Source organism: Sorangium sp. So ce394, from assembly GCF_051474665.1.
Lineage (GTDB): Bacteria > Myxococcota_A > Polyangia > Polyangiales > Polyangiaceae > Sorangium > Sorangium cellulosum_D.
In genome coordinates, this window is record NZ_CP150339.1 from 2,802,028 (window position 1) to 2,825,405 (window position 23,378).

Annotated in this window: 18 protein-coding genes; 17 read left to right on the top strand and 1 reads right to left on the bottom strand. The window is 73.5% G+C overall.

Annotation, left to right across the window (positions count from 1 at the left end):
- Window positions 1-122 precede the first annotated feature (122 nt).
- From WMF33_RS10400 to dnaJ, 17 genes are all read left to right on the top strand, one after another.
- On the top strand, window positions 123-1,814 hold the full coding sequence (locus WMF33_RS10400) for a response regulator (protein WP_437337005.1): 1,692 nt from the start codon (window positions 123-125) through the stop codon (window positions 1,812-1,814).
- Between the two features lie 72 nt (window positions 1,815-1,886).
- Complete coding sequence (locus tag WMF33_RS10405) at window positions 1,887-4,058, top strand: GYF domain-containing protein (RefSeq protein ID WP_437337006.1); 2,172 nt, start codon at window positions 1,887-1,889, stop codon at window positions 4,056-4,058.
- A 79-nt stretch (window positions 4,059-4,137) separates the two neighbouring features.
- The gene (locus WMF33_RS10410) at window positions 4,138-4,542 is read left to right on the top strand and encodes a cobalamin B12-binding domain-containing protein (protein ID WP_044987939.1); all 405 of its coding nucleotides are present in this window, start codon (window positions 4,138-4,140) and stop codon (window positions 4,540-4,542) included.
- Window positions 4,543-5,064: 522 nt separating this feature from the next.
- Window positions 5,065-5,523, top strand: a complete 459-nt coding sequence (mraZ, locus tag WMF33_RS10415) for a division/cell wall cluster transcriptional repressor MraZ (protein WP_020734074.1) — start codon at window positions 5,065-5,067, stop codon at window positions 5,521-5,523.
- A 20-nt stretch (window positions 5,524-5,543) separates the two neighbouring features.
- A complete protein-coding gene (gene rsmH / locus WMF33_RS10420; RefSeq protein ID WP_437339463.1) occupies window positions 5,544-6,467 on the top strand; it encodes a 16S rRNA (cytosine(1402)-N(4))-methyltransferase RsmH in 924 nt (307 codons plus the stop codon).
- Window positions 6,464-6,817 (top strand): cell division protein FtsL, encoded by a 354-nt coding sequence (locus WMF33_RS10425; RefSeq protein ID WP_061622442.1) that lies wholly within the window; start codon window positions 6,464-6,466, stop codon window positions 6,815-6,817. The genes rsmH and WMF33_RS10425 overlap by 4 nt, the downstream gene beginning before the upstream one ends.
- Window positions 6,814-8,901, top strand: a complete 2,088-nt coding sequence (locus WMF33_RS10430) for a penicillin-binding protein (RefSeq protein WP_437337007.1) — start codon at window positions 6,814-6,816, stop codon at window positions 8,899-8,901. The genes WMF33_RS10425 and WMF33_RS10430 overlap by 4 nt, the downstream gene beginning before the upstream one ends.
- Window positions 8,898-10,502: a UDP-N-acetylmuramoyl-L-alanyl-D-glutamate--2,6-diaminopimelate ligase gene (locus tag WMF33_RS10435; RefSeq protein WP_437337008.1), complete on the top strand. Its 1,605-nt coding sequence runs from the start codon at window positions 8,898-8,900 to the stop codon at window positions 10,500-10,502. Before WMF33_RS10430 ends, WMF33_RS10435 begins: the two co-directional genes overlap by 4 nt.
- On the top strand, window positions 10,499-11,629 hold the full coding sequence (gene mraY / locus WMF33_RS10440) for a phospho-N-acetylmuramoyl-pentapeptide-transferase (protein WP_020734079.1): 1,131 nt from the start codon (window positions 10,499-10,501) through the stop codon (window positions 11,627-11,629). The genes WMF33_RS10435 and mraY overlap by 4 nt, the downstream gene beginning before the upstream one ends.
- Before the next feature lie 4 nt (window positions 11,630-11,633).
- The gene (murD, locus tag WMF33_RS10445; protein ID WP_437337009.1) at window positions 11,634-12,992 is read left to right on the top strand and encodes a UDP-N-acetylmuramoyl-L-alanine--D-glutamate ligase; all 1,359 of its coding nucleotides are present in this window, start codon (window positions 11,634-11,636) and stop codon (window positions 12,990-12,992) included.
- Entirely contained in the window at window positions 12,992-14,308 is a 1,317-nt protein-coding gene (gene ftsW, locus WMF33_RS10450) for a putative lipid II flippase FtsW (RefSeq protein ID WP_437339464.1), read from the top strand. Before murD ends, ftsW begins: the two co-directional genes overlap by 1 nt.
- Window positions 14,302-15,513, top strand: a complete 1,212-nt coding sequence (gene murG / locus WMF33_RS10455; RefSeq protein WP_437337010.1) for an undecaprenyldiphospho-muramoylpentapeptide beta-N-acetylglucosaminyltransferase — start codon at window positions 14,302-14,304, stop codon at window positions 15,511-15,513. Before ftsW ends, murG begins: the two co-directional genes overlap by 7 nt.
- Window positions 15,513-16,919, top strand: coding sequence for a UDP-N-acetylmuramate--L-alanine ligase (gene murC, locus WMF33_RS10460; RefSeq protein WP_437337011.1), 1,407 nt, complete (start codon window positions 15,513-15,515; stop codon window positions 16,917-16,919). Before murG ends, murC begins: the two co-directional genes overlap by 1 nt.
- Entirely contained in the window at window positions 16,916-17,935 is a 1,020-nt protein-coding gene (locus WMF33_RS10465) for a cell division protein FtsQ/DivIB (protein ID WP_437337012.1), read from the top strand. Before murC ends, WMF33_RS10465 begins: the two co-directional genes overlap by 4 nt.
- 129 nt (window positions 17,936-18,064) lie before the next feature.
- On the top strand, window positions 18,065-19,387 hold the full coding sequence (gene ftsA / locus WMF33_RS10470; RefSeq protein ID WP_437337013.1) for a cell division protein FtsA: 1,323 nt from the start codon (window positions 18,065-18,067) through the stop codon (window positions 19,385-19,387).
- A 245-nt stretch (window positions 19,388-19,632) separates the two neighbouring features.
- On the top strand, window positions 19,633-20,895 hold the full coding sequence (gene ftsZ, locus WMF33_RS10475; RefSeq protein ID WP_437337014.1) for a cell division protein FtsZ: 1,263 nt from the start codon (window positions 19,633-19,635) through the stop codon (window positions 20,893-20,895).
- A 178-nt stretch (window positions 20,896-21,073) separates the two neighbouring features.
- On the top strand, window positions 21,074-22,159 hold the full coding sequence (dnaJ, locus tag WMF33_RS10480; RefSeq protein ID WP_044985705.1) for a molecular chaperone DnaJ: 1,086 nt from the start codon (window positions 21,074-21,076) through the stop codon (window positions 22,157-22,159).
- Between the two features lie 27 nt (window positions 22,160-22,186).
- Here dnaJ and WMF33_RS10485 read toward each other — a convergent pair whose 3' ends face one another.
- A complete protein-coding gene (locus WMF33_RS10485) occupies window positions 22,187-23,353 on the bottom strand; it encodes a PrsW family intramembrane metalloprotease (protein WP_437337015.1) in 1,167 nt (388 codons plus the stop codon).
- Between the last annotated feature and the right edge of the window lie 25 nt (window positions 23,354-23,378).

The following is a 23,378-nucleotide window of genomic DNA, read 5'->3' on the forward strand; positions in this document are numbered from 1 at the left end:
GGCCCGAGGCGCCGGCGCACGAGCCCCAGCCGGCCGCACCCGCCGAACGGCCGCCGTCGCGCGCGGACCGCGTGCTTGCCCGCGCATTCCTCGTCCATTAGCCTTCGAACTCGGCCCGCGGAATGACGCAAGACGCCAACAAGAAGCCGCTCGGACGCATCCTCCTCCAGCAAAGGGCGGTCACCCAGCCCCAGCTCGAACAAGCGCTCCTCGAGGCGCGCGCGAAGGGGGTCCCCCTCGCCACGAACCTGATCGAGAGCGGCACCGTCTCCGAGGTCGCTGCGCTGAAGGCCCTCTCCGAGCAGAGCGGCGTTCCCGGCATCGACCTCAACCAGGTCTGCATCAAGCTCAGCGACCTCTCGATCCTGCCGCGCGAGATCGCCGCCAAGCACAAGCTCCTGCCCGTGCTCGTCCGCGAGGATCGCATCCTCGTGGCCATGGCCGCGCCCGCCGACAAGAAGGTGATCGACGAGCTCGAGTTCGTGACGGGCAAGCGCGTCTTCCCGTACATCGCGCTCGCGGGCCCCCTCGTGCGGACCATCGCGGCCGCTTACGACATGAAGGAGCAGGGCGAGCCGTTCTTCGTCGGCGCCAAGTGCCCGCCCGAGGTGCTGAAGCGAGCCGGGCTCGGCGCCACGTCGGCGTCGTCCGCGCCGGAGGCGCCGCCCGCGCCCGCGCCCGCGCCCTCTCCTGCGCAGCCGCCGCCGCCGCCGCGCCGGCCTGCGTCCGCCGTGCCGCCGTCGACGGTCGCCCAGGCCCCTGCCGCTCCTGCGCCCGCGCCCGCGCCCAGCGCCGCCCCGCCGGCGAAGCCCGCGCCGGAGCGCCCGCGCGACGACGCCGAGATCTCGTTCGCCGATCTGACCGACGAACCGAGCCCGCCCGCTGCCCCGTCGCCGGCCCGCATCTCCTCGGCGGGGCCCCCGCTCGTCGTCGACGACGCCATGCGGAGGGCGGCGGCCGCCGACGAGCTGACGGACACCGATTTCGGCACCGCCGACCGCGATCTGTCCGTGGTCGAGTCGCTCCCGGGCGCAGGCAAGGCGCCGCAGGGCGATCAGACCACGATCCTCGTGGTCGACGACGAGCCGGAGATCCGGAAGCTGCTCCGCCGCATCTTCGAGGAGCGCGGGTACCGCGTCGAGGAGGCCGACCGCGGGCTCCTCGCGCTGCGCATGGTCAAGGAGAATCCGCCCGACGTGATGATCCTCGACGCCATGCTGCCCGAGGTGCACGGCTTCGACATCGCCCGCCGCATGAAGGGCACCCAGCGCTACGGCCACATCCCGATCATCATGATCTCGGCCGTCTACCGCGGGTGGCGGTTCGCGGAGGACCTCAAGTCGAGCTACGGCGTGGAGGCGTACATCGAGAAGCCCTTCCGCGTGGCCGACGTCGTCGCCGCCGTGGAGAACGCGCTCCAGGCGCGCTCGATCCGCGGCGATCAGGACCGGATTTCGGCCGAGGCAGAGCGCCTCCTCGCCGCGGGGATCGCGGCGTACCGCGCGGGCGATTTCGACAAGGCCGTGCGGCACCTGCGCGAGGGCACGGCCATCGATCCGCTCGCGTACCGGCTGCACTTCCACCTCGGCCTGCTCTACGGCAAGCAGGGACAGCTCTACGACGCCATCCAGGAGCTGGAGACGGCGCTGCACATCAACGGCAAGCACTTCCCGGCCCTGAAGAACCTCGCGGTGCTCTACCAGAAGGCCGGGTTCCGCAACAAAGCCATCGAGACGTGGGAGCGCGCGCTGGGCGTCGCGCCCGATGACCCGACGCGGCAATCCATCAAGGAGCACCTGCTCGGATTGCTCTGACCGTCTAGCCCATGTCGCCCACGGCCAAGCTGTCGTAGACTGCGCCGATTCCACCGGCAGGCGCGTCCCTGGATGAAATTCATCTGCGATAACTGCAAGGCCAAGTACCAGATCGGCGACGAGAAGGTCGCCGGCAAGATGGTGCGGATGCAGTGCCGGCGATGCGGGCACCTCATTCAGGTGAGCGCGAGCGTCACCGAGAGCTCCGTGGCGCGGGCTCTCCCGGTCGAGCCGCCGCGCGCGACCGACGACGCGCAGCTCGCCCCCCCGAGCGACGAGGCTCCGGCCGCCGGGCTCGGCGCGACGGTGGCCGACGCCGGTGCCGCGAGCGCGCCGAGACCGCCGCCCGCGTCGTCGCGGGGCCAGGGCGCTGCGCCGGCGCCGCCCCGGCCGGCGTCGCAGGCCCTCCCGCGCCCTGGTGGCGCGCCTCGACCTCCGGCAGCGCCGCGCGCCGCGCCCGGGCCGGTGTCGGGCCCGCGCCCTGCGCCGGGGGCGCCGACGCCCGGGACGCCCGCGCCCGCCGCGCCGCGAGCCGCCCAGCCCGCGCCCGCCGCGCCGCGGGTCGCCCAGCCCGCGGCCGCCGCGCCGCGGGCCGCCCAGCCTGCGGCCGCCGCGCCGCGGGCCGCCCAGCCCGCGCCCGCCGCGCCTGCCGGTCCGGCCGCGCCCGCCGCGCGGGCGGAGCCTGCGCCGGCCGCAGCGGCCGCCAGCGCGTTCACGCGATCGATGTCCAACGACCGGCCGCTCGGGAAGGCGCCGGCCGTGCGCGCCACGGCGAGCGAGGACTGGTACGTCGGGGTCGGCGGGGTCCCGCTCGGCCCGGTGCGGCTCGCCGTCATCCGCGAGAAGGCGCTCGCCGGCGCGGTGGACGGCGACTCCCTCGTCTGGCGCGAGGGCTTCGACGAGTGGCTGCCCCTCAAGAACTTCCCGGAGCTGCTCGAGATCGTCACGCAGGCCCAGACGACCCGCGTGTCCGCGCCCGCGCGCCGCACCAGCAGCACGGGCTTCGCCGCCGTTCAGCCGCAGGTCCCTCCCTCGGCGAAGGCGCCCTCGTCGTCGAGGGTCCCCCCGCTCGCTGCGGCCGCGCCCGCGCGCTCGGCGGCGCTCGAGCCGGAGGCCCCCGGCCTGAGCGAGAGATCCCCCGCGGTCGCCGGCGCGGTCGCCGCCTTCACCGCGGCGGGGACGCCGGCCGCGAGCGCGCCGGCGACGTCCGCCGCGAGCGCGCCGGCCGCGTGGCCCGACGTCTCGGGCGGCGCCGCGCGGGCCCACACTGCGGGCCCCGCGCCGGTCGAGGTGCTGGCCGATCCGTTCGCGGCCGGGCCGGCGGCCGCCGCCGCGCCGAGGTCCGACCTGGCGCCGCCCGCCTCCGCCGACGTCGCTCGCGCCGCGGGCGGCCTGGCCCTGGGCGGTTCGCCGTCCGCGACGGTGGCGGCGGGCGGCGTGGCCGTGGGCGGCTCGCCGCGCCCGACGGCGGCGCCGGCCGGCGCGCTCTCCTCCGCGGAGCCCGCGCCCCTCGTGGCCACGCCCGCCAGCCTGGTGGAGACGGTCGCGCCGCGGCGGCGCTCGGGCATGAGCCCGCTCGCCTACGCCTTCATCGCCATGGCGGCGGCGTTCGGCGGCGTCTCCGCCTACGTCCTGCTGTCGCCCAAGCCGCAGACCACCGTGCAGGTCGTGACCGCGCCGCCGAGCAACCCGGTCGATCTCCCCACGGCCGCCCCGCCGCCGCCGCCCAGCGTCGAGCCGGAGGCGCCGCCCCCCGCCGAGGTGCCCTCTGTCAGGCCGGAGCCCGCCTCGCCCGGCAAGCCGGGCGCCGTGGCGAGCCAGCGGCCTGCGCCGGAGAAGCCGGTCGCCTCCGCGACCGGGGCGCAGCTCGACCGGTCCGGGTTCGGCGCCGGGGTTCCCGGCCCGACGTCGGGGCCGGGCAGCCAGGGCGCCGGCTCCAGCCTGACCCCGCTCTCCCAGGGGGAGATCTCCGGCGTCGTCGAGGCGAACCGGCCGAGCGTCCGGCGCCACTGCTGGCAGCCTGCCCTCGACGCGCGCGACCGCAACGCGTCCACCACCGCCCGCGTCTCGGCCTCCGTGGTCATCGGCGCCTCGGGCGCCGTCCAGTCCGTCTCGGCCGGCGGCTCGGAGAAGGACTACCCCGGCCTGGCGAGCTGCATCGCCTCGCGGATCAAGTCCTGGCGCTTTCCGCCCTCCTCGGGCTCCACGCCCGTGACCATCCCGTTCGTCTTCGCGGCCCAGTGAGCGCACGCGGGGAGGGGAGGCGGCTCCGCCGGGGCGCAGCGCTTTACGCATGCCCGGGCAGGCGGTAATCGACGCGATCATGGCAGAGCGCAAAGTCCGAATCCTCGTGGCCAAGCCCGGCCTGGACGGCCACGACCGCGGCGCGAAGGTGGTCGCCCGGGCACTCCGCGACGCGGGCTTCGAGGTGGTCTACACGGGCCTGCACCAGACCCCCGACATGATCGCGTCCGCCGCCGTGCAGGAGGACGTCGACGCCGTGGGGCTGTCGATCATGTCCGGAGCGCACAACACCCTCTTCCCCGCCGTCATCGAGGCCCTCCGCAAGCACGGCGCCGAGGACATCGTGGTGTTCGGCGGGGGCATCATCCCGGACGAGGACATCGCGCGCCTCCAGGACGCCGGGGTGAAGGGCGTCTTCACCCCCGGGACCACCCTGAAGAGCATCGTGGAGTGGGTCCAGACCCACGTGACCCCCCACAGCTGACCGCCCCGGCGGCGCGGCTCCCCACTCTCCCCCACCGCGCGGGTCCCCACTCTCCCCCACCGCGCGCCCCCACGCTCCCCCACCGAACGCCTCCCCACCGGCACCGGCACCCGGCTCGCTGAGCCCGTCCGTCGCCGTCCATGGTCCCGCCCGCCGGCCCGCGAGATCGGGCGTCCAGGGCGGCGATCCGCCTCGCTTCCTTTCCGCCTTGCCAGCGTCCGCCAGAAGCGGTCGCGCTCACCTTCGAGCGGCCCCCCCACTTCCTCCCACGGTCCTGGATCCGCCGCCCGATCGCGAGAAAACGCGCTGTTTTGTGAAAGAACACCTTGTGGAGGAGTGTCCTACATAGGTGCCGGTTGAGGTCCAGAAATCTCCCAAACTGTTGACACTCGGCACCTCCCTCCGTAGCGTGGCGGAGCTTCGTGGGAAGAAGTGGCAGAGAATGTCACGACGCGGTGAGCGCTCGTTGGGGCAACGCGTCGCCAAGCCCTCGGCAGGACAGGCGAGCCGGAGCTGGGGTCGATGAGCACGATGTTTCGCGGTCACTTCGAGCACGCGATCGACGCGAAGGGGCGCACGAGCCTCCCTTCGCGCTTTCGGGACGTGCTCGCGGCCGCGAACGACCTGCGCATGGTCATCACCCCCGCCCTCTTCGACCCCTGCCTGCACGCGTACCCGATGAAGGCCTGGGAGGAGCTGGAGGCTAAAATTGCAGCGCTGCCGCAATTCGATTCCAACGTGGTCGCGTTCCGGCGCCGCTACCTGTCCGCGGCCGTCGAGTGCGACCTCGACAAGCAGGGCCGGATCCTCATCCCGCCGTCGCTCCGCGAGCACGCGAGCCTCACGAAGGACGTCCTCTGGGCGGGGATGGGACAGACGATCGAGCTCTGGGCGAAGGAGCGGTGGAAGGCCGCCCAGCAGATGAGCGAGGTCGAGCTTCAGAGCTTCAAGACAGCAATCGCGGAGCAGTTCCGCCTATGAACGTCGTCAATGTAGTCCCCATGCACCTGCCCCCTCCGCCACCGCGGCCGCGCGGCGAGCAGCACGTCTCCGTCCTCGGCCGCGAGGTGCTCGCCGCCCTCGCGCCCTTCAGCCAGGGCGTCTACGTCGACGCGACGCTCGGCGCCGGCGGCCACACCGAGGCGATCCTCGAGACGCCCGGCACCCGGGTCATCGGGATCGATCGCGACGAGCGCGCCCTCTCCATCGCGCGCGCCCGGCTCGCCCGGATGGGAGACCGGGTGACCTACGTTCACGGCGAGTTCTCCGAGATCGAGCGGCACCTCGCCGCCCTCGGCGTCCCGCAGGTGGACGGGCTCGTGGCCGACATCGGCGTGAGCTCCATGCAGCTCGACGACCCGGCCCGCGGCATGAGCTTCCGCGCCGAGGGGCCGCTCGACATGCGGATGGACCGGAGCCGCGGCGAGACGGCGCTCGAGCTCATCGATCGGCTCAGCGACGAGGAGCTCGCCGACCTCATCTACCGCTACGGCGAGGAGCGCCGCAGCCGGCGGGTCGCCCGCTGTATCAAGCAGGCGGCCGAGAGCGGCGAGCTCGCGACGACGCTCGACCTCAGGCGCGCCGTGGTGCGCGCGGTCGGGCCGGCGCGCATCGGCGGTGTCGACCCGGCGACGCGCACGTTCCAGGCGCTGCGCATCGCCGTGAACGGAGAGCTCGACGAGCTCGAGGCGCTGCTCGAGGCGGCGCCCAGGATCGTCGCGCCCGGCGGCGTGATCGCGGTGATCTCGTTCCACTCGCTCGAGGACCGCATCGCCAAGCGCGCGCTGCGCGAGCCCGAGGTCTGGCAGCCGCTCACTAAAAAGCCGGTGACCGCGGGCGACGAGGAGATCGAAAGCAACCCGCGGGCCCGCAGCGCGAAGCTCCGCGCCGCGCGGCGCGTCTCCGGCCCGGAGGCGCTCGCGTGACGCAGCAGCGCCCGTTCCTCGTGCTCTGGACGCTGGCGGTGGCCGCGACCGTGGCCGCGTTCGTCGTGCACCTCGCCCTGCGCGGGCGCACGGTCGACCTCGGCTACCGGCTCGGCCGGGCGCGCGCCGAGCAGGCGCGGCTGCGCGAGGTCAAGCGGGTGCTGTCGCTCGAGGCGGCCAGCTACGAGACGCCGCAGCGCGTGGAGATGGTCGCCCGCTCGCTGCTCGGCATGACGCCGCCCCCGCCCGAGCGGGTCATCCCGGTGCGGGGCTACACCGCGCCGCCGGAGCGCGATCCGGCGAGCGGCGAGGCCGGCAGCGCGCCGCCGAGCGGGGGTCAGCCGGAATGAAGAACCTCGATCCGCGGCGCGCGCGGTGGATCCGCATCCGCATGGGGCTGCTCTGCGGCCTGATGGCGCTCGGCCTGGGCGGCGTCGTGTCCGGCGCCTACCGGATCGAGGTCGAGGACGGCGACGCCTGGTACGACCTCGCCGAGCGGCAGCGCCAGCGGCGGCTCCACATCACGCCGAAGCGCGGCACCATCTACGACCGGAACGGCGCGCCGCTCGCGGAGAGCGTGGAGGTGCCCAGCGTCTCCGTGGACGCGGTCGAGATGCTCCGCGGCGTCGACGAGCAGTACATCCCGATGCGGATCCAGCAGTACGCCGAGCGCATCGCGCAGGCGCTCTCGCTGCCGGTCGAGGACGTCGTGGAGAAGCTCGGCCGGCGGCGCCGCTTCGCCTGGCTCAAGCGCCGCATCTCCGAGCAGGAGGTCGAGAACGTCCGCGCGCTCGGCGACCGGACGCAGCGCTACCCGGTGCGCGGGCTCGTGATCGAGGGCGAGGGGCGCCGCTTCTACCCGAACCGCGAGCTCGCCGGCCCGCTGCTCGGCTTCGTCGCCACCGACGGCGAGGGCAAGGAGGGGCTCGAGCTCAGCATGGAGCACGAGCTCCGCGGCAACGCGGCGGAGGTGCGCGGGCTCCGCGATCGATCGGGCCGGCTCATCTTCTCGGAGGGGATCGAGGACGAGCAGGCGCTCGCCGGGCACAACGTCCACCTCACGATCGACAAGGGCATCCAGTTCACCGCCGAGCGCGAGCTCGAGGCGGCGATGAAGACCTACGAGGCGATCGGCGGGGCGATCGTGGTCGTCGACCCCGAGAACGGCGAGATCCTCGCGATGGCGAGCGCCCCGGGGTTCAACCCGAACGATTACTCGCAGAGCGATCCGGGATCCCGGCGCAACCGCTGCGTGGTCGATCGCTTCGAGCCCGGCTCCACGATGAAGGTGTTCGCCATCGCGAGCGCGCTCGCGGCGAAGAGCGTCTCCCCGAGCGCGACCATCTACTGCGAGGAGGGGAACATGGCGATCGACAACGTCGTGATCCACGACACGCACGTGCACAAGTGGCTGACGCTGCCGCAGATCCTCGGCCAGTCGTCGAACATCGGCACGGCGAAGATCGCGCTCGGGCTCGGCGAGCAGCGGCTCTACGAGGGCCTCCGCCGGTTCGGCTTCGGCGACCTCACCGGCGTGCCGCTGCCGGGCGAGTCCGTGGGCGTGCTGCGCCCGCGCGGCCGCCCCTGGGTCCAGGTCGAGACGGCGTCGGCCTCGTTCGGGCAGGGGATCAGCGTGACGACGCTCCAGCTCGCCATGGCCATGGCGTCGGTCGCCAACCGCGGGCGGCTGCTCGAGCCCATCCTGATCAAGCGGATCACCGACGGCACCGGCGTCACGCTGTCCGAGACGTCGCCGCGCGTGCGCCGCGACGCGGTGCCCGCGTCGATCGCGCGGATGATGTCGGAGATGCTCGTCGCGGTGACGGAGGGCGACGGGACCGGCGTGGAGGCGAGCATCCCGGGCTTCCGCGTCGCGGGGAAGACGGGCACGGCGCAGAAGATCGATCCGGCGACGGGCAGGTACACCGACACCCACTACGTGGCGTCGTTCGTCGGGTTCGTCCCGGCCGAGCGGCCGCGGCTCGCCATCGCCGTGGTGCTCGATGAGCCGCTCGGCGGCACGTACGGCGGCGGCTCGGTCGCGGCGCCCGTCTTCCGGCGCATCGGCGAGATGGCGCTGCGCTACCTCGGCGTTACCCCGCGCGGGAGCGTGCCGATGAAGCTGTCGGAGGTCGCCGAGCAGTCGGGCGAGGACATCGCGGCGAACACCTACCAGGTCCTGAACGAGGCGCGCGCCGCGGCGGCGCCGATCGCGACGGAGGTGGTCACGCCGTCCGCGCCGCTCAAGACGGGGGAGCTGCGCGTGCCCGATCTCACGGGCCTGCCGCAGCGCGAGGCGGTGAGGAGCGCCGCGGCGCTCGGGCTCGATCCGAGCGTCGAGGGCACGGGGAAGCTCACGCGCCAGGAGCCCCCGGCCGGGACCGTGCTGCCCAAGGGATCGCCGCTGAAGCTGATCTTCGAGCCCCCCACATGACGGCGCGCGACCACAAGGAGACCGGCGTGGCCGAGGTCGAGCTCGCGCTCCGCCTCGGCGACGTGCTGCGCGAGATCCCGGGCGCCGCGCTGTCCCCCGCGGACGCCGCGGAGCTGCTCGTGACCGGCGTGCACCTCGACTCGCGCAAGGTGGAGCCGGGGGACATCTTCGTCGCGCGCGCGGGCGCGCGGGCGCACGGCGAGCGCTTCATCCCCGAGGCCGTCGCGCGCGGCGCGCGGGCGGTCATCCTCGGGCGCGGGAGCGCCGCCGACACGCTCGGGGCCGCCCGCGTCGAGGTGCCCGACGTGCCGCTCGCGCTCGCCCTGGCCGCCGCGGCGGTCTACCGGCACCCGACCTTCACGCTCGACGTCGTCGGCATCACCGGCACGAACGGCAAGACGACGACGGCCCACCTCGTGCAGGCCTGCATCGATCGGTGCGGCGGCCGGGCCGGGATCGTGGGGACGCTCGGCTACCGCTTCGGCGATCTCGACGTCCACGCCTCGCACACGAGCCCGGAGGCGGACGAGCTCGCGCGCGTCGCCGCGGCGATGGTCGGCCGCGGCGCGACGCACCTCGTGATGGAGGTCTCGTCGATCGCGCTCGCCGCGAAGCGCGTCGACGCGGTCCGCTTCCGGACCGCCGTCTTCACGAACCTCACCCAGGATCACCTCGATTACCACGGCACGATGGAGGCATACGCGGAGGCGAAGGCGCGCCTGTTCGTGGATCTCGGCCCCGGCGCCGCGGCGATCAACGTCGACGATCCCTTCGGGCGAGAGCTCGTCCAGCGGATCGCCCCGGGCGGGCTCTCGCGCCCGGTCGCGTCGACGCTCGCGCGCTACTCGACCGAGGTGGGCGCCGGCCCGGACGCGGCGGAGATCGCGCCCGTCGAGCTCGTCCACGAGGCGCGCGGCATCTTCCTCCGCGCCCGCACGCCCGCCGGCGAGGTCACCATCCGGTCCCACCTGCTCGGCGCGCACAACGCGTCGAACCTGCTGGCCGCCCTCGCCGTGGCGTACCTGCTCGGGTTCGACGTCGGCGACGCCGCGGCTGCGCTCTCGTCGCCGATCCAGGTCGCCGGCCGCCTGGAGCGCTGCGATACGCCGGGCGTCGACGACGTGATCGTGCTCGTCGACTACGCCCACACGCCGGACGCGCTCGCCCGCGTGCTCGCGAGCGTCCGCGCCCTCGGCGGCGGGCGAATCCACTGCGTGTTCGGGTGCGGCGGCGACCGCGATCCGCTGAAGCGGCCGCGGATGGGCGAGGCGGTCGGCCTCGGCGCCGACGTCGCCATCGTGACCAACGACAACCCGCGGAGCGAGGATCCGCGCGCGATCGCCGACGCCATCCTGCCGGGCCTCGCCGCCGGCCGCGCGCGCGTCGTCGTGGAGCTCGATCGCGCGCGCGCCATCGAGCGCGCGGTGCGAGACGCCGAGCCCGGGGACCTGGTCCTCATCGCGGGCAAGGGCCACGAGCCGTACCAGATCATCGGCGGCGTCACGCTGCCGTTCGACGATCGCGACGAGGCGCGCCGCGCGCTCGCCGCCCGCCGCGCCCGGGCCGGGGCCGAGCGGCAGCCGCGCGGAGGTGCGGGATGATCTACGAGCTCTTCTACCCGCTCAAGTTCCACTACAGCTGGCTGAGCTGGCTCAACGTCCTCCGCTACATCCCGTTCCGCACGATCATGGCGACGATCACCGCCATGGTGCTGACGTTCCTGCTCGCGCCGTGGTTCATCCGCGAGCTGCGGCGCAAGCAGATCGGGCAGGTGGTCCGCGCCGAGGGGCCGGAGACGCACAAGATCAAGGCGGGCACGCCGACGATGGGCGGCGCGCTCATCCTGCTGTCGCTGCTGCTCCCCACCGTGCTGTGGGCCGACCTCCGGAACCCGTTCGTCCTCGCGACGACGGCGGTGACCGCGGGCTACGGCGTCATCGGCTACCTGGACGACTTCCTCAAGATCAAGCGGCGGAACAGCGGCGGCCTGCCGGGCCGCTACAAGCTCATCGGCCAGGTGCTCATCGGCGGCGCGGCCGTGGCCTACACGTTCCTGCTCGCGTCCAAGCTCCCGCCGGACTGGGCGGAGATCAGGACGCGCCTCGCGATCCCGTTCCTCGCGTTCTCGAAGTACCACATCGAGCTGCCGCTCTACGCCTACGTCCCGTTCGCCGTCTTCGTCGTGGTCGCGACGTCGAACGCCGTGAACCTCACCGACGGCCTCGACGGGCTCGCGATCGGCCCGGTGATCATCAACGCGGGGACGTACCTCATCCTCGCGTACATCGTCGGCGCCTCCATCGCGAACTTCTCGCTCGCGGCCTACCTCGACATCCCGGCGATCGCGTCGGCCGGCGAGCTGTCGGTGTACTGCGGCTCGGTCATCGGCGCGGGGATCGGCTTCCTCTGGTACAACACGTACCCCGCGCAGGTCTTCATGGGAGACGTCGGGTCGCTCGCCCTCGGGGGCGGGCTCGGGATGCTCGCCGTCTTCACCAAGAACGAGCTCCTCTCGATCATCCTCGGGGGGATCTTCTTCATCGAGACGGTCAGCGTCATCACGCAGGTCCTCTCGTTCAAGCTCACCGGCAAGCGCGTCTTCTTGATGGCGCCGATCCACCACCACTACGAGAAGAAGGGGTGGGCGGAGCCCAAGATCATCGTGCGCTTCTGGATCATCTCCATCCTCCTGGCGCTGGTCTCCCTGGCGTCGATGAAGCTGCGGTGAGGGCATGATGGACGTCCGCGGGCGAACAGTGATCGTCGTCGGGCTCGGGCGGAGCGGCGTCGCGGCCGCGCGCCTCCTCCTTGCGCGCGGCGCGCGCGTGATCGCGAACGACGGGGCGCCGCGCGAGCGGCTCTCCGCCGCGGCCGCGTCCCTCGAGGCGGAGGGCGCCGTCCTCGCGCCGGGCGGGCACGATCCGGCGCTGTTCGACGGCGCCGACCTCGTGGTCGTCTCGCCGGGCGTGCCGTCGTTCCCCGCGCTCGACGCCGTCGAGCGCTCCGGGCGCGAGGTCATCGGCGAGCTCGAGCTCGCGTCGCGCTTCGTGTCGGCGCCGATCGTGCTCGTCGGCGGGACCAACGGCAAGAGCACGACGACGGCGCTCACGGGCGCGATGCTCGAGAGCGCCGGCCTCCGCACCTTCGTCGGCGGCAACTTCGGGACCCCGCTCGCCGAGGCCGTCGGGGAGGCGTGGGACGCCCTCGTCCTCGAGATCTCGAGCTTCCAGGCGGAGCGCGTCCCGACCCTGCACGCCCGCGCGCACGCCCTGCTGAACATCACGGACGATCACCTCGATCGCTACCCGAGCTTCGCGGCGTACGCGGACGCGAAGGGCAACCCGTTCGAGCGGATGACGCCAGAGGACGTCGCGGTCGTGCCCTTCGGCGACGACCTCGTCGCCCGCCAGGCGGCGCGCGGGCGCGCCCGCGCGGTGACGTTCAGCGCGCGCGACGCCCGCGCCGACGTGAGCGCCTCGGGCGGCGCGATCGTCGATCGCGTCGCCGGCGCGAGCTACCCGCTGGAGCGCGTCCGCCTCACGGGCGCGCACAACCTCGCGAACGCCTGCGCCTCCGTCGCGCTGGCGGCCGCGCTCGGCGCCCCTCCGGCGGCGATCGCCGACGCGCTCGCGCGCTTCGAGGGGCTCCCGCACCGGACCGTGCTCGTCGCCGACGTCGACGGGGTCCGCTACTACGACGACTCGAAGGGGACGAACGTCGGGGCCTCGGTCGCGGCGCTCTCCGGACTGCGCGAGGCGAAGGCGGTGCTGATCGCGGGCGGGCGCGACAAGCTCGGCGACTACGCGCCGCTCGTGGCCGCGCTGCGCGAGCGGGGGCGCGCCCTCGTCGTCCTCGGCGAGGCCGCCGACCGCATCGCCGCCGCGGCGGAGGGCGCCCTGCCGATCGCGCGGGCGGGCTCGATGGACGAGGCGGTCCGCGCCGCGCGCTCGCTCGCCCGGCCGGGCGACGCGGTGCTGCTCAGCCCCGCGTGCTCCAGCTTCGACATGTTCCGCGACTACAAGGACCGCGGCGACGCCTTCGTCCGCGCGGTCCGCGCGCTGGAGCGAGCCGCCGGGGAGGTGGCGTCGTGATGTGGAGCGGCAAGCTCGGCGCGGGCGAAGGCGCGCCCAAGAACCGGCACATCGGTCCCTCGGAGCAGGACAAGGCGGCGCCCGGCGCGGCCCTCGCGGCCGCCGAGGCTTTCTGGAAGGGGTCGAGCCCCTCGGGGCCGGTCGACGCCCTGCTCGCGGCCGTCGTCACCGCGCTCATCGGGTTCGGCGTGGTGATGGTCTACAGCGCGAGCGCCGTCGAGGCGACCGTGCGCTACAAGGACGCGCAGTTCTTCCTCAAGCGCCAGGCCGTCTACGCGGTCCTCGCGATCGCCACGATGTGGATCACGAGCCGCATCGATTACCGCCGGATCAAGGTCCTCACGTACCCGGTGCTCATCGCCGTGACCGCGATGCTCGTCGCCTGCGTGGCGGGGCTCGGCCACAAGGCGGGCAACGCGTACCGGTGGCTCGCGCTCGGCCCGATCAACGTGCAGCCGGCCGAGGTGGCGAAGCTCGGGATCGTCGTCTGGCTCGCCTACTCGCTCTCCAAGAAGGCCGACCGCATCAAGTCGTTCTCCGTCGGCTTCCTCCCGCACCTCATCGTGGTCGGGCTCCTGATGCTCCTCTGCCTCAAGCAGCCCGACTTCGGCAGCGCGGTCGTGCTGCTCTTCCTGACCTTCACGCTGCTGTTCGTCGCGGGCGCGCGCGTCCCGTACATCGCCGCGTTCTCCATGCTGATGGCGCTCGCCGCCGCCGCGCTCGTGCGCTTCAGCGGCTACCGCTACGCGCGCTACCTCGCGTGGATCGACATGGACAACAACCGCGCCGACCTGGCGTACCAGCCGTTCCAGTCGGTCATGAGCTTCGGCTCCGGCGGGGTCTTCGGCCTCGGGCTCGGGCGGGGGCTGCAGGTGCTCTACCTGCCGGAGGCGCACACCGATTTCGTGTCCGCGATCGTGGGCGAGGAGCTCGGCTTCGTCGGCATCGTCGGCCTCTGCGCGGCGTACCTCGTCATCGTCTCGCGGGGCGTGAAGATCGCCCTCGAGGCCGACGACGACTACGGCAGCTTCATGGCGTTCGGCATCGCGACGCTCTTCGGCGTGCAGGCGATGACGAACCTCGCCGTCGCGATGGCGATCCTCCCGACGAAGGGGCTCACGCTGCCGTTCCTCAGCTACGGCGGCTCGTCGCTGCTCGTGAACGCCGCGGCCGCGGGCATCCTGCTCAGCATCAGCCGCGCGCGGACCCCGGTGGCCGCCGCTCGGGGCGGCGCGGCGGGCGCTTCGCCCGTCCCGAACGCGCCGAGCGCGTCCGCCGTGATCGCCACCTCGGCCGAAGGGGGCGGCGCGTGGTGACCGTCCTGATCGCCGGAGGCGGCACCGGCGGCCACGTCTTCCCGATGGTCGCCGTCGGCGACGCGGTCCGCGCCGCGGCGCGCGACGCGCGCGTCGTCTACGTCGGCACCGCGCGCGGCATCGAGGTGCGCGTCATGGGCGAGCGCGGCGACACCCTCGAGCTGCTCCACGTCCTGCCGCTCCGCGGGGGCGGGCTCTCCGGCTTCGTGCGCGGCGCCGCCCGCGCGGGCCGCGTCCTCCCGGAGGCGAGGCGCCTCGTCGAGCGGCTCGACGCCCGCGTCGTCCTCTCGCTCGGCGGGTACGCCGGCGGCCCGGTCTCCCTCGCGGCGCGCTCGCTCGGCGTGCCGGTCGCGATCCTGGAGCCGAACAGCGTCCTCGGGCTCTCGAACCGGCTCCTCTCGCCCATCGTCGATCGCGCGTACGTCGCCTTCCCGGAGGCGGCGCGCGCGCTGCGCCCGAGCACCGTGCGCCTCTTCGGCGTCCCGCTCCGGCGCGCCTTCGCCCGCGCGCCGTACGCGCCGCGCGAGGGCAAGCTCCGCCTGCTCGTGCTCGGCGGCAGCCAGGGCGCGCTCGCCCTGAACGACGTCGTCCCGCGCGCGATCGCGCAGGGCCGCGAGCGCGGCGTCGACCTCGAGGTCGTGCACCAGACGGGCAGGGACCGCGAGGCCGCGGTCCGGTCGCTCTACGCCGAGCTCGGCCTCGCGGAGCGCGCCCGCGTCGTCCCGTTCATCGACGACGTGGCCGAGGCGCTCGCCGCGGCCGACGTCGTGATCGCCCGCGCCGGCGCCTCGACGCTGGCCGAGCTCTGCGCCGTCGGGCGCCCGTCGATCCTGATCCCGTACCCGTTCGCGGCCGACGATCACCAGCTGAAGAACGCGCAGTCCCTCGAGCGGGCCTCCGCCGCGGTGGCGATCGCCCAGGCCGACGCCACCGAGGCGCGCCTCGCCGGCGAGATCGCCCGGCTCGCGGCCGCGCCCGCGCTCCGCGCCCGCATGGCGGACGCCGCGGCGGCCTTCGCCACGCCGGACGCCGCGGCGCGCGTCGCCGCCGATCTGCTCGAGCTCGCGCGAGCTCCGCGCCACCGCGCGCTGCGCCTCCCGGCCCTCTTCGGCCGCGCGGCGCGCGGCGGGGAGGCGCAGCGCGGCGCCGTGATGGAAGAGGCCGCGCCGCTCGGTGCTGCCCTCGGTCGGGAGGAGGCAGGCTGATGTTCCGCGGTCGGGTTCGCCACGTTCACTTCGTCGGCATCGGGGGCGTCGGGATGAGCGGCCTCGCCGAGATCCTGCGCTCGCTCGAGTTCGAGGTCTCCGGCTCGGACCTCAAGGAGAGCTCGACCACGCGGCGGCTCACGTCGCTCGGCGTCCGGATCGACATCGGCCACCGCGCCGAGAACGTCCGCGGCGTCGACGTCGTCGTGTACTCGAGCGCCATCCGGCCCGACAACCCCGAGCTCACCGAGGCGCGCGCGCTCGGGATCCCGGCGATCGGCCGCGCGGAGATGCTCGCCGAGCTGATGCGCGTGAAGTACGGCGTCGCCATCGCGGGCTCGCACGGCAAGACCACCACGACCTCCCTCGTCGCCACGGTCCTGCGCGCCGCCGGCCTCGATCCCACTGTCGTCGTCGGCGGCAAGATGGCGGCGCTCGGCACGAACGCGCGGCTCGGCGCCGGCGACCTGCTCGTCGCCGAGGCCGACGAGAGCGACGGCTCGTTCCTGCGGCTCACCCCGACGATCGCGGTCGTCACCAACATCGACCCCGAGCACCTCGATCACTACGGCACGCACGAGCGCATCAAGGACGCCTTCGTCGAGTTCGCCGCGCGCGTGCCGTTCTACGGGCTGGCCGTGCTCTGCCTCGACCACCCGCACGTCCAGGATCTGCTCCCGCGCATCCCGCGCCGCCACGTCACGTACGGCGTCTCGCCGCAGTCGGACTACTCGGCGCGCGGCATCCAGTTCCGCGGCCTGGAGACGAGCTTCAACGCGTACCGCCGGGGCGAGCCGCTCGGCGGGTTCACGGTGAAGATGCCCGGCGCGCACAACGTCCTGAACTGCCTCGCCACGATCGCGGTCGCGGACGAGCTCGAGGTGCCGCTCGACGTTACCAAGCAGGCGCTCGCCACGTTCGGCGGCGTCGCGCGCCGCTTCACCGTCGTCGGGTCGATCGGCGGCGTCACGCTGATCGACGACTACGGCCACCACCCGGCCGAGATCCGCGCCACCGTCGACGCGGCACGGCGCGCGTTCCCCGGCGAGGACCACCGCGTCGTCGTGGCCTTCCAGCCGCACCGGCACACCCGCACGCGCGACCTCTTCGACGAGTTCACGCGCGCCTTCAACCAGGCCGACGTGCTGCTCGTCACGGACATCTACCCCGCGGGCGAGGCGCCGATCCCCGGCGTCACCGCCGAGCGCCTCGTCCAGTCGATCCGGGAGCACGGCCACCACGACGCGCGCTACGTCGCGGACAAGGCCGACCTCGCGGAGGCGCTCGAGCAGATCGTCCGGCCGGGCGACGTGGTCATCGCGCTCGGCGCCGGCGACGTGAACGCCTGCGTGCGGGAGCTCAAGGCGCGCCTCGAGGCGAGGGCGCCGCAGGAGGGCAGCCCATGACCGAGCGCCCGAGCGCCCCGCCGCCGAACCGCCGTCGCGCGTCGACGGCGCCCCCCGCGCCGCCTGGCCGGGCGGCGCCCGCGCGCGGCTCGAAGCCGGAGCCCGTGGCCGCCGCGCCGGCGCCGAAGAACGAGCGCGTCCGGCCGCCGACCCCGTCGTCGCACGAGTCGCCGCCCCCGCCCGCGACGAGCGTCTCCGTGCGCCCGCCGCGCCCGCCGCCTTCGAGCGGCTCGCCCGCGGGGGCGCGCCCGGCGCGGCCGATCTCGCGCCACCTCCGCGCGCTCCAGCTGCTCGCGGGCGCCGCCGTCGTGCTCATCGCGTCGACCGCGGTCGCGTGGGGCGCGCGCCGCTACATCGTGTCGAGCCCCCGCTTCGCCGTGCGCACGGTGCTCGTCGACGGCGCGGTGCGCCGCTCCGCCGAGCAGGTCGCGAGCTCCGGCGGCATCGAGGTCGGCAAGAACATCTTCACGCTCGACCTCGAGCTCGCCAGCGCCTCGATCTCCACCGATCCCTGGATCGAGAAGGCGACGGTCACCCGAAAGCTCCCCTCGACGGTCCACGTCAGCGTCGTCGAGCGGGAGGCGCAGGCCCTCGTCGCGATCGGCGGCGATCTCTACCTCGCGACGCGCGACGGCGAGCTCTTCAAGGAGCTCGCCGAGGACGACCCGTTCGATCTCCCGATCGTCACGGGGATCACGGGCGAGCAGGTGGCGCGCGATCGCGCCGGCGTCGTCATCGCGGTCCGGCGCCTGCTCGACGTCGTCGAGGACATGGAGCGCGCCGGCGTCGCCCGCCGCTATCCGATCCAGGAGCTCCACGTCGAGCGGGACGGGTCGGTCGTCATCACCATCGGCAAGGAGGGGATCGCGCTCCACCTCGGGCAGCCGCCCTACCGCGACAAGGTCGGCCAGGCGGCGCGGGTGCTCACCGAGCTCGCCCAGCGGAAGGCGAGCGCGTCGGTGATCTTCCTGGACAACGACGCGCACCCCGAGCGCGTCGTCGTGAGGATGAGATGACCGCCGTCGCGCCCGCTCTCCGCGCCGGCGATCGCCGAGCAAAACTTGGCCGGTTCTCTCGGCTCGTGGCAGCGTCGTGCCCGCCTGACACGCGCATGGGGCTCGTCCCCGCATGAGGTGGTGCACGCAATGAAGAGCCGGATGGAGACTACTGAGATCGTCGTCGGCCTCGACATCGGGACGACCAAGGTCTCGGCGGTCGTTGGCGAGATCGACGCTGATGGGATCACCATCCTCGGGGTGGGCAACGTCCCGTGCCGCGGCCTGAGGAAGGGCGTGGTGAGCAACATCGACTGGACGGTGCGCTCGATCGCCGAGGCGATCGAGGCCGCGCAGACGATGGCGGGCGTCGAGATCCGCACCGTCTACGCCGGCGTCGCGGGCAGCCACATCCGCTGCCAGCAGTCCGACGGCGTCGCCGCGGTCTCGGGCGGCGAGGTCACCCGGCTCGACGTCGAGCGCGTCCTCGAGGGCGCGCGGGCCATCCCGGTCGACGCCGATCGCCAGATCCTGCACGTCCTGCCGCGCGAGTTCACGGTCGACAACCAGGACGGCATCCGCGACCCGGTCGGCATGAGCGGCGTCCGGCTCGGGGTGAAGGTGAACCTCATCACCGCCGCGACCTCGTGCGTCCAGAACGTCGTCCGCTGCGCCGAGCGCTGCGGCCTCACCGTGGCCGACGTCGTGCTGGAGCCGCTCGCCAGCGCCGAGGCGGTGCTCTCCGAGGACGAGAAGGAGATCGGCGTCGCCATCATCGACATCGGCGGCGGCACGACCGACCTGCTCCTCTACGTGGACGGCGGCATCGCGCACGCCAGCGTGATCCCGGCGGGCGGAAACAACGTGACCGCGGACATCGCGGCCGGGCTGCGCACGCCGATGGGCGAGGCCGAGCGCCTGAAGCGCAACGCCGGCTGCGCCCTCGGCCGCATGGTCGGCGACGAGGAGGAGATCGAGGTCCCCGGCGTGGGCGGGCACCTGCCGCGCAAGGCGGCGCGCCGCGTCCTGTCGGACATCATCGAGCCGCGCGTCGAGGAGATCTTCGCGGTCATCCGCAAGCGGATCGAGGACACCGGCATGCTGGAGCAGCTCTCGGCCGGCGCGGTGGTCACCGGCGGGGGCGTCCTGATGGAGGGGATGACCGAGTTCGCCGAGGAGATCCTCGGTATGCCGGTGCGCCTCGGCGTGCCGGTCGGCGTGCGAGGCATCACGCAGCTCGTGGCTGGCCCGCAGTACGCGACCGGGGTTGGCCTCGTTCAGTACGGCGCCAACGCTCTCGCGCAGGCGCGCGCGCTCACGCCGGTGACGCACGAGGCCGCTCACGCCGGCCGCGCGGAGGGCCGCCGCGAGAGGCTCCGAGAGCGCGAGCCGCGCCGGGAAGTCATCGAAGAAATGCAGATTGAAAAGAGGTCGAGCGGGAGGTTCTGGAACTGGCTGCGAGCAGCATTCTAGGCATGACGTAGCAAGAGAAAGTTGTTAGACAATTGGGTTTGAGAGGGCCGGAGAACGCGCTGGCGAGCCCTCTTGAACGCAAAGTCAAGAGGGTCTGAAAAGCGGTGTTCGAAGGGGAAGAGGCGCCCCTCTGAACGCCGTCCGGAGCGAGGACGTCCTCGCATACTTAGGGTTCCGTGCCGCTCGACCTCCGCGAGGGTCGGCGCCGGGCCGAGCGGCTAGCTGTACATCCCCGGGAGGAGTTCATGAGTTTCTCCATCGAGTTTGCCGACGAGCACACCGGGTACGACGCCCGGATCAAGGTCATCGGTTGTGGCGGTTCTGGCGGCAATGCAGTCAACACGATGATCAACTTCGGCCTCGAGGGCGTGGAGTTCATCGTCGTCAACACCGACGCCCAGGCGCTCGGAGCGAGCCTCGCGCCGACCAAGCTCCACATCGGGGCGAGCGTCACGCGCGGTCTCGGCGCGGGCGCCGATCCCGAGAAGGGCCGCAAGGCGGCGCTCGAGGACGTGACCCGGGTGAAGGAGTGCATCCAGGGCGCGGACATGGTGTTCGTCACCGCGGGGATGGGCGGCGGCACCGGCACCGGCGCCGCGCCGGTCATCGCGCAGCTCGCGCGCGAGGAGGGGTGCCTGACCGTCGGCGTCGTGACGAAGCCGTTCTTCTTCGAGGGCAAGCAGCGCTCGCGCCGCGCCGAGCTCGGCCTCGCCATGCTCGCCGAGCACGTCGACACGCTGATCACGATCCCGAACCAGAAGCTCCTCACGCTCGGCGACGAGGACCTCTCGTTCGTCGAGGCGTTCCGCAAGGCGGACGAGGTCCTCTACCAGGCGATCAAGGGCATCAGCGATCTCATCACGCAGAACGGGATCGTGAACGTCGACTTCGCGGACGTGAAGACGGTGATGTCGAACATGGGTCGCGCGCTCATGGGCACCGGCTGCGCGAAGGGGCAGGGCCGCGCTCGCCTCGCCGCCGAGATGGCCGTCAGCTCGCCGCTGCTCGACGACATCTCCGTCGAGGGCGCGACGGGCGTGCTCATCAACATCGTCGGCGGCCCCGACATGCGGATGCGCGAGATCGAGGAGGCCGCGACGCTCGTGCAGGAGCAGGCGCACGAGGACGCGAACATCATCTTCGGCGCGACGATCGACGAGAACATGGGCGAGATGATCAAGGTCACGGTCATCGCCACCGGCTTCGATCACCTCGTCGCCGAGGTGCCCCAGCAGCTCGCGAGCGCCGCGCAGCCCCGCGGCTCCGCGCACTCCATCGGCGCGTCGCTCTCCGCCGCGACCGGGCCGATGTCGGCCCGCTCTGCCCCGAGCGTTCCTCCCATGACGCAGCGCCAGCCGCACCGTCACGAGGAGGTCGCGTACCCGGCCACCCGCCGTCCGGCGCCGCAGGTGCAGTCGGCGGGCGGCGGCCCGCGCGACCGCGCGAGCTTCGTCCCGCCGCTCGACTCCGACTGGGACACGCCCGCGTTCCAGCGCCGCGGCCAGTAGCTGCGCCGCGGCCCGCGCGGCCAGTAGCAGCCCCGCGGCCCGCACGGAAGATCTCGCGACGCCCGGGTCACCTGGGCGTTCACGCTGTATTACGCGTTGACAGGCGCGGGCGACGACTTATGGTCTGCCGGCGCCTATGCCCCCTGTCGGGCAGGATCGACGCGGCGGTCCACCATTCATGAGTGAAAAGCGCGACTTCTACGAAGTTCTTGGCCTCGCGCGAGACGCGACGCCTGACGACATTCGCAAGGCCTATCGTCAGGCTGCGTTGAAGTACCACCCGGACCGGAACCCCGGCGATGCGTCGGCGGAGGCTCGCTTCAAAGAGGCCACCGAGGCGTACCAGGTCCTCTCCGACGAGGAGAAGCGCAGGCGGTACGACCAGTTCGGCCACGCCGGCCTCGAGGGGATGGGGGGCGCGGCCGACAGCGACATCTTCTCGCACTTCCAGGACATCTTCTCCGAGTTCTTCGGCGGCTTCGGCGGCGGGCAGCGGCGGCGGCGTGGGCCGGCGCGCGGCCAGGACATCCGGGTTCAGCAGCGGCTCTCGCTGCGCGACGCCCTGCTCGGCTGCAAGCGGGAGGTCGTCCTGCGGACGCCGGTCGCGTGCGACGAGTGCTCCGGCTCGGGCGCGAAGCCGGGGACCAAGCGCAAGCCGTGCGGCACGTGCGGCGGCGCCGGTCAGGTCTCGACCTCGCGCGGCTTCGTGATGTTCACCCAGACCTGCCCCGAGTGCTCGGGCGAGGGGTCGGTCATCAAGACGCCGTGCGCCGTCTGCAAGGGGTTCGGGGCGGTCGAGAAGACGCGGAAGGTCGTGGTCAACTTCCCGGCCGGCATCGACGGCGGCCAGCGGCTGCGGGTGCCGGGCCAGGGCATGCCGGGCGCCCAGGGCGCGCCGCCGGGCGATCTCTACGTCGACGTCGATCTCGCCGCGGACGAGCGCTTCGAGCGCGACGGCCTCGACCTCATCACGCGCGTGCCCATCTCCTTCGTCGACGCGGCGCTCGGCAGCACGGTCAAGATCGACCTGCCGGACGACACGGCGGTCGACGTCGAGGTCCCGGCGGGCGTCCAGCCCGGCGAGGTGATCTCGGTCAAGGGCAAGGGCGCGCCGCGGATCGACGGCCGCGGCCGCGGCTCGCTCCAGGTGATCGTCCAGGTCGAGGTGCCGCGCAACCTCTCGCCCGCGGCGCAGGAGCTGCTCCGCAGGTTCCAGGACGAGGTGGCGAAGCACCAGCCGGCGGCGAAGGCGGCGACCGCGTAGCGCCCGTCGCGAGGGCGCGCCGCGCCCTCAGCGCGTCGTGCCGATCCAGGCGCCCGCGCACGCGAGGCTGAAGGCGATGGGGGCGAGCGCGGTCGCGAACACGACCGCGACGGGCGCCGCGAGGCCGAGCAGCACCAGCGTGCCGACGATGGCGAGCGCCGCGGAGGCGGCCGGCTCGAGGAGGCTGCCGGTCGACGAGGCCCGGGCGACCAGGTAGCCGGCGAACGGGAACGCCGCGATCGCCCCGGCGACCAGGAGCAGGAGCGGCGCCGCCGCGGCGGTCGACGCGTCGCCGCGATCCACCGCCGCGAAGTCGACGCCGAAGCGGTGGCCGAGCGCGACGGCGAGGGCGAGCGTGGTGGTCATCACCCCGACCGTCACGAGCGCGCCGAAGGCGATCCAGGTGAGCATCACCGGCCGCTCCGTGCGCCGCAGCGCCTCGCGCACCGTGCCGAGCGACGGCGGCGCGATGTGGGGCAGGAAGCGGCGCTGCTTGCGCTGCGAGCTGTGGGGCGACGCGCTCCGGCGGAGCAGATCGCGCGCGGCCAGGAAGACCACGACGCCGAGGCCGAGCAGCACCGGGGCCGCGAGGAAGAGCGCGACCGGGCGGCACGCGAAGACGATGTAGTCGTAGGCGCCGTTGAGCAGCATCGCCACGAGCCACGCGGCGTTGAAGCGGCGCCCGCCCAGCGGCCGCTTGCGCTCGCGGCCCAGCGCGTAGCCCCAGAGCGAGGCGAAGGAGAGGTGCGCCGGCACGGCGAGCAGCGCCCGCGCGATGTCGATCGACGAAAGCGGCCGGCCCCACAGGTACACGGCGTTGTGGGCCGACACGAACCCGAGCGCCGCGGCGGCCGCGTAGACGAGCCCGTCGAACGGCTCGTCCACCGTGCGCAGCCGGGCGATCGGCGCGACCGCCGCGACCTTGAGCCCCTGCTCCAGCGGCGCCGCGACGGCGAACAGGTAGACGAGCGTCACCGCGTCGAGCGCGCCGGCGTTCTTGTCGAGGCCTTGCCAGCGCTGGAGGAAGCTCTCGAGCAGCAGCGCCGGCACGAACGCGATCGCGCCGAGCACCGCGGTCGCCACCACGAACCGGCGCCTGCCGTAGAGGCGCTGCGACGCGAGGAGGAGCGCGGTGAGCCCCCCGACCGGCGCGGCGACGGTGGCGAGCCAGAGGAGCACGGAGGCGGCGTTCATGGCGCGAGCGGCAGGGCGGTGGGGC